The organism is Kaistia soli DSM 19436 (assembly GCF_900129325.1).
Lineage (GTDB): Bacteria > Pseudomonadota > Alphaproteobacteria > Rhizobiales > Kaistiaceae > Kaistia > Kaistia soli.
This window is the reverse complement of the sequence record NZ_FQUP01000003.1, coordinates 24,268-36,496: the sequence shown is the minus strand read 5'-3', so window position 1 is coordinate 36,496 and position 12,229 is coordinate 24,268. Positions and strand designations below refer to the sequence as shown.

11 protein-coding genes are annotated in these 12,229 nt (G+C 64.6%); 5 read left to right on the top strand and 6 right to left on the bottom strand.

Annotated features, from left to right (window positions below):
- Window positions 1-24: 24 nt before the first annotated feature.
- The 5 genes from BUB39_RS13670 to BUB39_RS13650 form a co-directional block, all read right to left on the bottom strand.
- On the bottom strand, window positions 25-648 hold the full coding sequence (locus BUB39_RS13670; protein WP_073054339.1) for an NUDIX hydrolase: 624 nt from the start codon (window positions 646-648) through the stop codon (window positions 25-27).
- 13 nt (window positions 649-661) lie between these two features.
- Window positions 662-1,324, bottom strand: a complete 663-nt coding sequence (locus BUB39_RS13665; RefSeq protein ID WP_139251474.1) for a DUF502 domain-containing protein — start codon at window positions 1,322-1,324, stop codon at window positions 662-664.
- A gap of 157 nt (window positions 1,325-1,481) precedes the next feature.
- Window positions 1,482-4,985, bottom strand: coding sequence for a transcription-repair coupling factor (gene mfd, locus BUB39_RS13660; protein ID WP_073054335.1), 3,504 nt, complete (start codon window positions 4,983-4,985; stop codon window positions 1,482-1,484).
- Between the two features lie 5 nt (window positions 4,986-4,990).
- Window positions 4,991-5,278, bottom strand: coding sequence for an FAD assembly factor SdhE (locus BUB39_RS13655; protein WP_073055488.1), 288 nt, complete (start codon window positions 5,276-5,278; stop codon window positions 4,991-4,993).
- A 79-nt stretch (window positions 5,279-5,357) separates the two neighbouring features.
- Window positions 5,358-5,729: an ArsC family reductase gene (locus BUB39_RS13650; RefSeq protein ID WP_280174658.1), complete on the bottom strand. Its 372-nt coding sequence runs from the start codon at window positions 5,727-5,729 to the stop codon at window positions 5,358-5,360.
- A gap of 116 nt (window positions 5,730-5,845) precedes the next feature.
- Here BUB39_RS13650 and BUB39_RS13645 point away from each other — a divergent pair, with 116 nt between their 5' ends.
- Window positions 5,846-6,373, top strand: coding sequence for a 2,4'-dihydroxyacetophenone dioxygenase family protein (locus tag BUB39_RS13645; RefSeq protein WP_073054333.1), 528 nt, complete (start codon window positions 5,846-5,848; stop codon window positions 6,371-6,373).
- Window positions 6,351-7,130, top strand: a complete 780-nt coding sequence (locus tag BUB39_RS13640; protein WP_073054331.1) for an SDR family NAD(P)-dependent oxidoreductase — start codon at window positions 6,351-6,353, stop codon at window positions 7,128-7,130. The genes BUB39_RS13645 and BUB39_RS13640 overlap by 23 nt, the downstream gene beginning before the upstream one ends.
- 15 nt (window positions 7,131-7,145) lie before the next feature.
- Here BUB39_RS13640 and cysS read toward each other — a convergent pair whose 3' ends face one another.
- Window positions 7,146-8,762, bottom strand: coding sequence for a cysteine--tRNA ligase (gene cysS / locus BUB39_RS13635; protein ID WP_073054329.1), 1,617 nt, complete (start codon window positions 8,760-8,762; stop codon window positions 7,146-7,148).
- 320 nt (window positions 8,763-9,082) lie between these two features.
- Between cysS and BUB39_RS13630 the strand changes: the two genes are divergently transcribed.
- From BUB39_RS13630 to BUB39_RS13620, 3 genes are all read left to right on the top strand, one after another.
- A complete protein-coding gene (locus BUB39_RS13630) occupies window positions 9,083-9,265 on the top strand; it encodes a hypothetical protein (RefSeq protein WP_073054327.1) in 183 nt (60 codons plus the stop codon).
- Between the two features lie 84 nt (window positions 9,266-9,349).
- Window positions 9,350-11,641, top strand: a complete 2,292-nt coding sequence (locus tag BUB39_RS13625) for an NADP-dependent malic enzyme (protein WP_073054317.1) — start codon at window positions 9,350-9,352, stop codon at window positions 11,639-11,641.
- Window positions 11,638-12,219 carry a hypothetical protein gene (locus tag BUB39_RS13620; protein WP_073054316.1) on the top strand — a complete coding sequence of 194 codons (582 nt, stop codon included), beginning with the start codon at window positions 11,638-11,640 and terminating at the stop codon, window positions 12,217-12,219. Before BUB39_RS13625 ends, BUB39_RS13620 begins: the two co-directional genes overlap by 4 nt.
- The last annotated feature ends 10 nt before the right edge of the window (window positions 12,220-12,229 follow it).

Here is a 12,229-nt window from a genome sequence, read left to right as displayed (position 1 = left end):
GGTAGCCGAACGGCTCGCGCCTTGTCAGTCGAAAACGGTTGGCAGCGCGGGATCTGCATGAAGGGCGAAGGCGGCCAGAATGTCGCCCTCGATCACCCGTCCGCGCGAAAGCGGCGGCAGCTGTCCCGGCGGAAAGAAGCCGGCTTCGCTGATCTCAGAACTGGCCGTGAACGCCATATCGCCGCGGCGTTCGCACAAGAAGAACAGCTTGTAGAAGTCGCGGACATCCGGGCTATAGGCATGCTTCGCCTTGTGTCGGACGCAATAGAGCCGCGTGGCCGAAACATCCAGCCCCGCCTCCTCGCGCATCTCCTTGACGACATTCTCCGCCGCGGAGTGACCGATGTCGGCGAAGCCTCCTGGTAGCGTCCAAAGTCCGTCGCTCTGCTCGCGCACAAGCAGGACGCGCCCGTTTTCGATCAGCGCGCCGCGAACATCGATCTTGGGTGTGGCATAGCCGGTGGCGCGGTCCGAGACCAGTCCGGCAATGCGGACGATCGGAACATCGGCGAGTTCGGCCAGCATGGCCTCTGCGAGCTCTGCGATCTCGCTGTACCGTTCACGATCGAACGCGTCCGTGGAGAAGTGAAGGCCGGTCGCAGCAACGGCATGCAGACGCTTCGCACGTGTAAGCCACCGGTCTTCCATGATTGCCTCGGCTTCAGTTCGATCCACTTGGCGGAGGATCGTACTGACCCGGCTTTGCCGCAAGCGACGACTGGAGCAGGTCGGCCATGCCAAGACCCCAGGACGAGATGGCCTGGACGAATGGCATCACCGGAATGTCGAGGATTTGCACCTTGTCGGCCGTGAAGATGTAAAGCGCACCCGCCATCGGCGCAGGCGAGCCAGGCACGAAGACGAGCAGGCGTCCATCAGCCAGTTCGTCCATCACGAAGGCCGGGCATTGCCCATCCTCGATGGTGGCGAGCGCCGGGCGGATCGTCCGTCCGTCACCTTCGCCGAGAATTTGTTCGGAGGCGAAGGCCTTGGCCAGCTTGTAGCCGGGCACGCGCTCGAAGATCCACGCCTCCATCCGCCGCTGGACCCAACGACCAGGCGCCGAGCGGACGAGAAGTCCAAACGCGAGCACGATCAGTACCAGGGCCGCGATCGCAACGATCAACGGATGGACGACGTGGCCGACCAGCGGATGGGCCGCATCCTGCAGGCGACGGACGACGCTGAGCGTCAGGAGCACGATGGTCGCGATCGGAACGACGATCACCGCGCCATCGATGAAGGCGCGCTTCAGGTGAGATCCGAAAGTCTCTGTCGCGCCATGTTTTGTACGGTCGTTCCCGACTGGATGCCGTTGTTTCATGACCTTAACCCCCGCAGGCCAGCGCGTCGGCGAATGCCGATGCTGCCGAAGCCTATCGCATCGGGGTCATGCCGGGGTGAAGGGACGGCCGCGGGACTTCGAGCCCGGCGCCTGGCGCCGTCAATACGGCAGCAGCACGCCGTGAAAGTCGGCGTTGCTAAGCCGCTTTCTTGCCGTCGCCCGCAGCGAGACGCGCGAGCTGCGTTAGGACCACCGCAGTGCCCTTCAGGCGCTTCTCGGGGTCTTCCCAATCGCGGATGAGGACGATCTTCTGGTCGGGACGGACCTTCGCGAGGCTTCCCTGCTCACCGATATAGCGGATGAGGCCGGCCGGATTGGAGAAAGTCGAATTGCGGAACGAGATGACGATGCCCTTCGGACCCGCATCGACCTTCTCGACATTCGCCTTGCGGCAGAGCGCCTTGATATAGACGATCTTCAAGAGGTGCTCGACCTCGTCCGGCAGCGGGCCGAATCGGTCGATCAGCTCGGCACCGAAGGAATCGATCTGTTCCGGCTCGTCGAGATCGCCGAGGCGGCGATAGAGGCTGAGCCGCAGCGGCAGGTCCGGGACGTAGCTCTCCGGCAACATGACAGGCGTGCCGACCGTGATCTGCGGCGACCAACGGCCATCGGCCTCCGCCTCGTCCTCGCCGCCCTGGCGAAGCGCCGCCACGGCCTCTTCCAGCATCTGCTGGTAAAGCTCGTAGCCGACTTCCTTGATGTGGCCCGATTGCTCCTCGCCGAGCAGGTTGCCGGCGCCGCGCAGATCGAGATCGTGGCTCGCGAGCTGGAAACCGGCGCCGAGCGTGTCGAGCGACTGCAGCACCTTCAAGCGCCGATCGGCCATCGGCGTCAGCTTCTTGTCGGCCGGGACCGTGAACAGTGCATAGGCTCGCGTCTTGGAACGGCCGACGCGCCCGCGCAGCTGATAAAGCTGGGCAAGGCCGAACATGTCCGCGCGGTGGACGATGAGGGTATTTGCGGTCGGGATATCGAGGCCGGATTCGACGATCGTCGTCGAGAGCAGCACGTCATAGGCGCCCTCATAGAAGGCGTTCATGATGTCGTCGAGCTCGGTCGCCGGCATCTGGCCATGCGCGATGGCGACCTTCACCTCGGGCACGAACTTGTCGAGGAACTCCTTGCGCTCGGCGAGGTCGGCAAGGCGCGGGCACACATAGAAGCTCTGGCCGCCGCGATAGCGCTCGCGCAGCAGCGCCTCGCGCACCGCCAGCGCGTCGAAGGGCGAAATGAAGGTTCGCACCGCCATGCGGTCGACCGGCGGCGTCGTGATAAGCGACAGCTCTCGTACGCCCGTCAGCGCCAGCTGCAGCGTGCGTGGGATCGGCGTCGCCGAGAGCGTCAGCACATGCACGTCGGCCTTCAGTTCCTTCAGCCGTTCCTTGTGCTTGACGCCGAAATGCTGCTCCTCGTCGATGACGAGCAGGCCGAGATCCTTGAACTCAATGCCCTTGCCGAGCAGGGCATGCGTGCCGACGACGATGTCGACCTGCCCCTCCTTGATGCCCTTCTTGGTCTCGGCGAGATCCTTGGCCGAGACGAGGCGCGAGGCCTGCTCGACGCGAACCGGCAGGCCGGCGAAGCGGGCGGTGAAGGTCTTGAAATGCTGCCGCGAAAGCAGCGTCGTCGGGACTACGACCGCAACCTGCTTGCCGCTCATCACGGCGACGAAAGCGGCGCGTAGCGCCACCTCGGTCTTGCCGAAGCCGACATCGCCGCAGACGAGCCGGTCCATCGGCGTGCCCGCCGAAAGATCGGCAACCACTGCCTCGATGGCTGCGAGCTGGTCCTCGGTCTCCTCATAGGGGAAACGTGCGGCGAACTCGTCATAGAGCCCATCCGGCGGCGCCAGCACCGTGCCCTGGCGCATCGCGCGGGCCGCGGCGACCTTGATGAGCTGGGCGGCCATGTCGCGAATGCGCTTCTTGAGCTTAGCCTTGCGTGACTGCCAGGCGACGCCGCCGAGCTTGTCGAGCGAAGCGTCGGTCTCCTCCGAGCCGTAACGCGACAGAAGCTCGATATTCTCGACGGGCAAATAGAGCCGGTCACCACCGGCATAGATGATCTCGAGGCAGTCGCGCGGCGCGCCGGCGGCCGTGATCGTCTTCAGCCCGGTGAAACGGCCGATGCCGTGATCGACATGGACGACGAGGTCGCCTTCCGACAGCGCCGTGATTTCGCTGAGGAAGTCGGACGCCTTCTTCGAGCGCTTGCGCGGCCTAACCAGACGGTCGCCGAGAATGTCCTGCTCGCCGACAACGACAATATCCGGCGCCTCGAAGCCGGACTCCAGCCCCAGCACGCCGAGCGCTACCATGCCTTTTTGCAGCGACTGCGCCGACGGCCAGTTGTCGATGATCTGGACGCGCTTCAAGCCGTGATCGGCGAGCACTTGCGCGAGGCGGTCGCGCGCGCCCTCGCTCCAGGACGCGATGACGACGCGCTTCTTCTCGCGCAGCGTGCCGACATAATTGATGACCGCGTCGAAGACATTGACATCGCCCGCCGATCGCTCGGCCGCGAAGCTCCGACCCTGCCGGCCGCCGAGATCGACGACCATCGTATCGTCTGGCTCGGCGAACGGCGTCATGCGGATGAGCGGGACAACCGCCTCATGCCGCTTCCACTCGTCGCGATCGAGATAGAGCCCGGCCGGCGGGATCGGCTTATAGGGCACGCCGCCCTGGTTCTGGCCCATCGCGCTCTTGCGCGCATCATAATGATCGACGATGTCGTCGAGCCGCTCAGCCAGCGCCTCCTCGGTCAGGTGATCGAGCACCACAGCCGCCTCGGGGAGGTAGTCGAACAGCGTGTCGAGCCCCTCGGCGAAGAGCGGCAGCCAGTGCTCCACGCCGGTGTAGCGGCGACCCTCGCTGACATTCTGGTAGAGCTGGTCGTCGCGGTCGGAAGCGCCAAAGAGCCCGACATAGGCCTCGCGGAAGCGTGCGATCGCCTCCGGGGAAAGCACCAGTTCGCTCACCGGCACGAGGTCGATGCGCTTCTTCTGCTGCACCGTGCGCTGCGTCTCGGCGTCGAATGAACGGATCGAATCAATCGTGTCGCCGAAATAATCGACGCGGATCGGCTCGCCAAGGCCGGCCGCGAAGAGATCGACAATGCCGCCGCGCACCGCATACTCGCCGGCTTCGCGCACGGTGGAGGTGCGCATAAAGCCGTTATCCTCGAGCCAGCCGACCAGCTTTTCCATCGGCAGCCGGCTGCCCGGTGCGATGGCAAGGCTCTGGCGGGCGACATCCGTCCGGCGCGGCACGCGCTGGACGATGGCGTTGACTGTCGTGAGCACGACGAGCGCCCTGCCCGGCTCCGCCTTATGGGTCGCAAGCTGGGCCAACGCCGCCATCCGGCGCGACACGACCGAAGGATTCGGCGAGACGCGGTCATAGGGCATGCAATCCCAGGCCGGGAAGGACAGCACTTCCTGCGCCGGCGCGAAGAACTTCATCGCCTGCTCGAGATCGTTCATCCGGTTGCCGTCGCGCGCGACGACAAGCAGGAACGGACGGCCGTCCTTGGCGGAAAGCGTCGCAAGATCGGCGACGACACGGCCATCGAAGCCGTCCGGCACGCCCGACAGGACGGTCGAGCGACGACCGAGAACGGTTTCGAAACGGATCATGGAGCCTATCGGAGGGTTGCGCCCGTAAAGGCGGCGAGCTTGCGGAAAAAGGGTGTGTCACTGGCAGCGGGGGTCGTGATCTCGCCCGTCAACCAGGCGAAGATATCGCGGTCCTGCTCTTCCATCAGCGCATCGAAAGCATCGAGCTCATCAAGTGAGAGACCGGCGATATTGGCATCGGCGAAGCGCCCGAGAATGAGATCCATCTCGCGCATGCCGCGATGCCAAGCCCGAAAATGGGTTCTCCGGCGGTGGACGTCCAGTCCCTCGCCGGGCGAAACTGCACCGCTCATCGCTGTCGTCATCCCGTTGGTTCGGTCGACATGGACCGCTGGCGGAGATCTAGTCCGCGCGCAGGGCGCTGGCAACGCCTCAGTCCGCCGCGCCCGACAAAGCCTTCGCATAGGTTTCCGGCTTGAAGCCGGCCAGCAGCAGGCCGTCATCGCGCTCCAGCACCGGCCGCTTGATCATCGAGGGCTGCGCCAGCATCAGCTTGATGGCCTTTACGGCGTCAAGGCCCTGCTTCTCGTCATCGGGCAGGGCGCGGAACGTCGTGCCGGCGCGGTTGAGCACAACCTCCCAGCCGAGCCTCTCGACCCAATGCGCGAGGCGTTTCGGATCGGCGCCCTCCTGCTTGTAGTCCCGAAATGTGTAGGCGACGCCATTCTCGTCGAGCCAGAGCCGTGCCTTCTTCATCGTGTCGCAGTTCTTGATGCCCCAGAGGGCAATCGCAGCCTCAGTCAAGTTCGTTTCTCCCGTGAATGCGACAAGGATGCCGCGGCGACGTCGATCGCGACAGTGGACATGCTGACGCCGGCCCGCGATGCTCGCGAAAACAACACCACGCCGGAGGAAACCCCATGCCGCCCATCCGCAAGGATCCCAACCCGCGCATGCCCTATCAGCATGCCAATCCTGTCGAGGCGCTCAGCGATATCGTCATACCCAATGCGATTCCCGAGGATGAGCGCATCTGGGTGCCGCAAGGCGAGAATGTCTGGTTCCGGCCGCTCTGCCTTAACCGCTCGCAGGGCTACTGGATGAACCTGCTGCGCGTACGGAAGTCCGGTGTGCTGTCGCGCCATCGCCATCCGCAGGCGGTGCACGGTTTCGTGCTCAAGGGGCGCTGGCACTATCTCGAGCACGATTGGGTGGCGGAGGAAGGCGGCTATGTCTTCGAGCCGCCGGGCGAGACGCACACGCTCGTCGTGCCCGACGATGTCGAGGAGATGATTACTTTTTTCCAAGTCAACGGCATCATGGTCTATGTCGACGCCTATGGCGATCCGCTCGGGATCGAGGACGTCTTCACCAAGATCGATCTTTGCCGCGCGCACTACACAGCCGTGGGCCTCGGTGCAGATTATGTCGAACAGTTCATCCGCTGACCGCCTCGCCGCGATCGCCGGGGCACTGCGCCCCGGCCTGTTCGAGAACCGTCAGATCCTGGTGACCGGCGGAACGTCCGGCATAGGCGCCGCGATCGCCCGCGCCTTCCTGTCGCTCGGCGCGACGGTGCTGGCGACCGGCGTCACCGACGCTGAGGTTGCTGCAGCGCGGGCGGATCCTGCGATGGCAGGCGCTCGCTTCTCGCTCCTTGACGTCCGCGACGGCGCGGCGGTCGAGGCCGTGGTCGCCGGTTTGCCGCGCCTCGATCATGTCGTGAATTGTGCGGGCGTCATCCGGCGCGGCGCGGAACTCGATCCCGACATCTTCGCCGATGTCGTCGACATCAACCTGAACGGCACCATGCGCGTCTGCGCTGCCGCACGTCCGCGCCTCGCCGAGACATCCGGAACGATCATCAACACGGCCTCGATGCTCGCGTTTTTCGGCGGCGGGCTCGTGCCCGGCTATTCCGCCTCGAAGGGCGGCATTGCGCAACTGACGAAGTCGCTGGCGATCGCCTATGCGAGCGACGGCATCCGCGTCAACGCCGTCGCGCCGGGCTGGATCGCAACGCCCCTCACCGCCACCCTTCGAGCCGATGCCGAACGCGATGCCGCCATTCGGAGCCGAACAGCGATGAAGCGCTGGGGAGACCCGGCAGAGATAGCGGGCGGCGTCCTGTTCCTCGCCTCGCCGCTCGCCAGCTTCGTCACCGGCGCCGTGCTGGTCATCGACGGCGGCTACCTGATCACCTGACGAATGGGGCCGCGCTCAGCGCGGCTCCCAGCTTGTCACGATATCGCCCGTCACCGGGTCCTTGGCATCCCTGAGCGTGATGCCCATTACCTCCAGCTCGCCGCGGATGCGGTCGGCCTCAGCGAAGTTCCTGACGCGCCGCGCGGCAAGACGCGCCGCGATCAATGTCTCGATCTCGCCGATCTCAAGGCCGAGGCTTTCAGCCTCGCGGCGCTTGATCTGAGCCTCGAAAGCTTCGGCGGCCTCGCCGGCGAGACGTTCGAACGAGTCTGGATCGATCGCAGTGCGAGTGGCTTCGAGGATCGTCCGATCGAGCTCCTCGCGAAGGGCATGATTCTCCTCCGTCACGTCGTCGACCAGCCTATCGAAACCAAGCAGCTTCAAGGAGCCAGCCAGCGCATCCGCAGCCTCGCGCCGACGCGCCGGAGAGGACGCTGCCCTCGCCTCACCGCTCAGCCGCCAGATCTCGGCCAAGGCCTGCGGCGTATTGAGATCGTCGGCAAGCGCCTCGACCACCGCTTCGGATGGATCACCCGGAACGGCAGACCGCAATGCGCGTCGCAACCCCTCGATCTCGACAGTCGACTCGCCAAGACCTTTTTCGGTCCAGTCGATTGGCTGGCGATACTGCGCCTTCAGCATGGTGAGCCGCGCGATCTCGCCCGCAAACCGCTCGCCGCCGAGCGTCTCCATCACCTGGCGGATGGTGACGAAGTTGCCGAGGCTTTTCGACATCTTCTCGCCTTCGACCTGCAGGAAGCCGTTATGCATCCAGATATTGGCCATGCGCGCGGTGCCGAAGGCGCAGCAGGACTGCGCGATTTCGTTCTCGTGGTGCGGGAAGACGAGATCGATACCGCCGCCATGAATGTCGAACACATTCTTGGCCGGGTCGTCGCATTGCAGCCCGCCGCCGAAGGGCTCCAGCAGACGGGCCATCGACATCGCCGAGCACTCGATATGCCAGCCCGGTCGGCCACGCCCGCCGATGCCCGCTGGCGACGGCCAGCCCGGCTCCTCGTCTGTCGAGGGCTTCCACAGCACGAAGTCGGTCGCGTCACGCTTGTAGGGCGCGACATCGACGCGCGCGCCGGCAATCATCTCGTCGAGCGACCGCCGCGCCAGCGCACCATAGCGGGGCACGCCGGATAGCTGGTCCATCGCCGACGGCGAGAACAGCACATGACCCTCGGCGACATAGGCGACGCCACGCGCGATCAATCGCTCGATCATCGCCTTCATGGCGTCGATATGTTCGGTCGCGCGCGGCTGCTCGGTCGGGTCAAGGCAGCCGAGCGCCGAAACATCCGCCTGAAACTGGATGTTGGTCTTCTCGGTGATAAGCCGGATCGCCTCGTTCAGCGGCATTCCCGGATGCTCAGAGCCGGCGCGTGCGTTGATCTTGTCGTCAACATCCGTGATGTTGCGGACATAGGTGACGTGACGCGCGCCATAGAAGAAGCGCAGCAACCGATAGAGCAGATCGAAGACAATGACCGGTCGCGCATTGCCGATATGCGCGAAATCATAGACCGTCGGGCCGCAGACATACATACGAACATGCTGCGCGTCGATCGGCGTGAAGGTCTCTTTTTCCTTGGAGAGGGTATTGAACAGGCGAAGCGTCGTCATGGTGATGAGGTCCCGTGGTGATCAAGGCATTGGCCCCTTCGGCGAACCGCAGGCGCAAGCTCCCGCCGGCGTTCAGCAGGCCGGACAACCACCACGGCGACAGCGAAATTCAGGACGCTTCCAAGCCATCATGCCTGCGTGATGCAGGATTTCGCCGAGGGCGTCAAGCCGAACACGAGGCTGTGAGCAGGTCCGCCGATCGTTCCAATTTTAATCAAATCGCAATCAATCCAAACGCTCTATGAACGCCTGTTTCAGGAGCGGTTCAGGCGGATTTATCTAGGGTTTGTCCCGTCGCCGGTCCTTTGGAGATGCGTTCGATGGCCACCCGCTCGTTCCTCGTCGTCACTCTTTTCGCAACACTGATCGGTATCGGCATGGCCGAGCTGGTCCGCCCCTCCATGCATACGGAACTCCGCGACCCGCGCGGCTCGATGATCGGTCTTTGCGTCAATGCCGGAATCGGCTGCGGCACGCTGTCTCCGCGCCTGGCGACGTTCTGAGCCTCGCGGCATCGTCCTTGGTGTTGTAGAGGTGTCACGGGCCGTTCGGCCGCAACTGACACAACGAAACACCGCAGGCAGATCATGACGCAAAGAGGACCGGCAGGCGCCGATCTGGACGAGGCCGCCCTCTACTACCATCGCTATCCCGAACCCGGGAAGCTGGAGATCAGGGCGACCAAGCCGCTGGGCAACCAGCGCGACCTGGCGCTTGCCTATTCGCCGGGCGTCGCTGCCCCCTGCCTCGCCATCGCCGCCGATCCCACCAAGGCTTTCGACTATACGGCGCGTGGCAACCTCGTCGCGGTGATCTCGAACGGCACCGCCGTGCTCGGCCTCGGCGCCATCGGCGCGCTGGCCGGCAAGCCTGTGATGGAAGGCAAGGCCGTCCTCTTCAAGAAATTCGCCGGCATCGACGTCTTCGATATCGAGGTCGACGAGCGCGACATCGACCGGTTCGTCGATGTCGTGGCAGCGCTGGAGCCGACCTTCGGCGGTATCAATCTCGAAGACATCAAGGCCCCCGAATGCTTCGACATCGAGACGAAGCTCAGGGCGCGGATGAATATCCCCGTCTTCCATGACGACCAGCACGGCACGGCGATCATCGTCGGCGCGGCTGTCGTCAACGCCCTCGAAATCAAGGCGAAGCCCATCGAGGAGGCGAAGATCGTTGCCTCCGGCGCCGGCGCGGCTGCGATCGCCTGCCTCAACATGCTGGTCTCGCTCGGCGCGAAGCGCGAGAACATTACGGTCTGTGACATCGAGGGCGTCGTCTACAAGGACCGTCCTGTCCTCATGGATCGCTGGAAGGGCGCCTTCGCCCAGGACACGGACAAACGGACGCTCGGCGAAGTCATCGATGGCGCCGACATCTTCCTCGGCGTTTCCGCGGGCGGCGTTTTGACGGCGGACATGGTCAAGCGGATGGCCGATCACCCGCTGATCCTCGCTCTGGCAAATCCATCGCCCGAGATCATGCCGGAAGTCGCGCGCGCGGCGCGGCCCGACGCCATGATCTGCACTGGCCGGTCCGATTTCCCCAATCAGGTCAATAACGTCCTCTGCTTTCCTTACATCTTCCGCGGCGCGCTCGACGTCGGCGCGACGACGATCAACGAGGAAATGAAGCATGCGGCGGTGCGCGCCATTGCGGCGCTCGCCAAGGAGGAGCCGTCCGACGTCGTGGCGCAGGCCTATGGCGGCGTGGAGCGCACGTTCGGGCCGGAATTCCTGATCCCTTCGCCTTTCGACCAGCGGCTGATCCTTCGTATCGCCCCGGCGGTTGCTAAGGCGGCGATGGATTCGGGTGTCGCGACACGCCCGATCGACGATTTCGACGCCTACATGGACCGCCTGACCCGCTTCGTCTTCAAGTCGGGCCTCGTCATGAAGCCGCTGGTCGCCGCGGCGAAGGGTGAGGTCAAGCGCGTCATCTATGCTGATGGCGAGGACGAGCGCGTGCTGCGCGCTGCCCAAGCCGTCATCGAGGACGGCCTCGCCTCGCCGATCCTTGTCGGCCGTCCCTCGGTGATCGCGAGCCGGCTGGAGCGCTTCGGCCTCAAAATCAGGCCGGATGTTGATTTCGAAGTGATCAATCCGGACGATGACCCGCGCTATCGCGACTATGTCGACCTCTTCCTCGACAAGGTCGGCCGCAGCGGCGTCGTTCCCGATGCGGCGCGCACCATCGTGCGCACCAATTCAACGGTGATCGCGGCTCTGGCCGTCGAACGGGGCGAGGCGGACGCGATGCTCTGCGGACTGGAAGGCCAGTTCCGCAGCCATTTCCAGGTCATCCGTGAGGTGATCGGGCTCCGTCCGGGCACGCGCCGCTTCGCCGCGATGAGCCTGCTGATATCGTCGGAGTCGACAACCTTCCTGACCGACACCTATGTGAATATCGACCCCTCGGCCGAGGAGATCGCCGAGCTGACCTGCCTCGCTGCGGATCAGGTTCGCCGCTTCGGCATCGTCCCGAAGGCTGCCCTGCTGTCGCATTCGAACTTCGGCTCGCACCGCACGGAATCAAGCCGCAAGATGCGTCAGGCGGTGGAGCTGCTGTGGAAGACGGCGCCGAACCTTGAGGTAGACGGCGAAATGCATGGCGATGCGGCGCTCTCGGAGGCGCTGCGCGTCAGGGCAATGCCGCGCTCGAAACTGACCGGCGAGGCCAACCTGCTCGTCTTCCCAAATCTCGACGCCGCCAACATCACGCTCAATGTCGTTAAGGTAATGACCGACGCGCTTCATGTCGGCCCGATCCTTCTCGGTCCCGCCAAGCCGGCGCATATCCTGACACCCTCGGTGACGTCACGCGGGGTCGCCAACATGACGATCCTGGCCGCAGTGGAGGCCCAGCACGCTGGATCATGACCGTCGTCACCGATAGCGATGCAGCCCTCTACCTGACCGACGTCCACCACTTTTTCGAGGCGCCGGCCCTGGATCCATTCAAAGGGGACAGCATCAGCGAGTCGGGGATCGACCAACTGATGGACACGATGAAGGCGCGCCCGCGTGGCGCGCCCAAGCTGCAGCGTATCGTCCTGCACCTGCCGCCAGAGGACATCACACCGGATCTCACGGCGCGGCTCAAAACGGCCATCACCACCTACTGTAACGTTCAGAAACGCCTTTCGCGCCAGCGCGTCCGGGAAACGCGCATCGAAGGACAGCGCGCGCTCCGCATCGGATTCATCGCCTGGGCCGTCTGCCTTCTGCTGTCGACGCTTTCAGAGAAGCTGTTCTCGACCTACAGCATGCAAGGCCGCCTGTTCGGCGAGGGCTTTCTCATAGCCGGCTGGGTCAGCCTCTGGCGTCCGGCCGAACTCCTGCTCTACGACTGGTGGCCATTCGCCCGCGAGGTCAAGCTCTACGAGCGCATCAAGGCGATGGACCTCGCCATCGTCCCGCGTGCGCTGGAAAGCGGCCCGCCGCCGCTGCCGGATTAACAGCGGCGCC

Bases quoted from the DNA above. Each gene is read 5' to 3' on its own strand.
- BUB39_RS13625 (WP_073054317.1), top strand. From the start codon at position 9,350: ATGACGCAAAGAGGACCGGCAGGCGCCGATCTGGACGAGGCCGCCCTC.
- BUB39_RS13645 (WP_073054333.1), top strand. From the start codon at position 5,846: ATGCCGCCCATCCGCAAGGATCCCAACCCGCGCATGCCCTATCAGCAT.
- BUB39_RS13640 (WP_073054331.1), top strand. From the start codon at position 6,351: ATGTCGAACAGTTCATCCGCTGACCGCCTCGCCGCGATCGCCGGGGCA.
- BUB39_RS13655 (WP_073055488.1), bottom strand. From the start codon at position 5,278: ATGAGCGGTGCAGTTTCGCCCGGCGAGGGACTGGACGTCCACCGCCGG.
- cysS (WP_073054329.1), bottom strand. From the start codon at position 8,762: ATGACGACGCTTCGCCTGTTCAATACCCTCTCCAAGGAAAAAGAGACC.
- BUB39_RS13670 (WP_073054339.1), bottom strand. From the start codon at position 648: ATGGAAGACCGGTGGCTTACACGTGCGAAGCGTCTGCATGCCGTTGCT.
- BUB39_RS13665 (WP_139251474.1), bottom strand. From the start codon at position 1,324: ATGAAACAACGGCATCCAGTCGGGAACGACCGTACAAAACATGGCGCG.
- BUB39_RS13630 (WP_073054327.1), top strand. From the start codon at position 9,083: ATGGCCACCCGCTCGTTCCTCGTCGTCACTCTTTTCGCAACACTGATC.
- BUB39_RS13620 (WP_073054316.1), top strand. From the start codon at position 11,638: ATGACCGTCGTCACCGATAGCGATGCAGCCCTCTACCTGACCGACGTC.
- mfd (WP_073054335.1), bottom strand. From the start codon at position 4,985: ATGATCCGTTTCGAAACCGTTCTCGGTCGTCGCTCGACCGTCCTGTCG.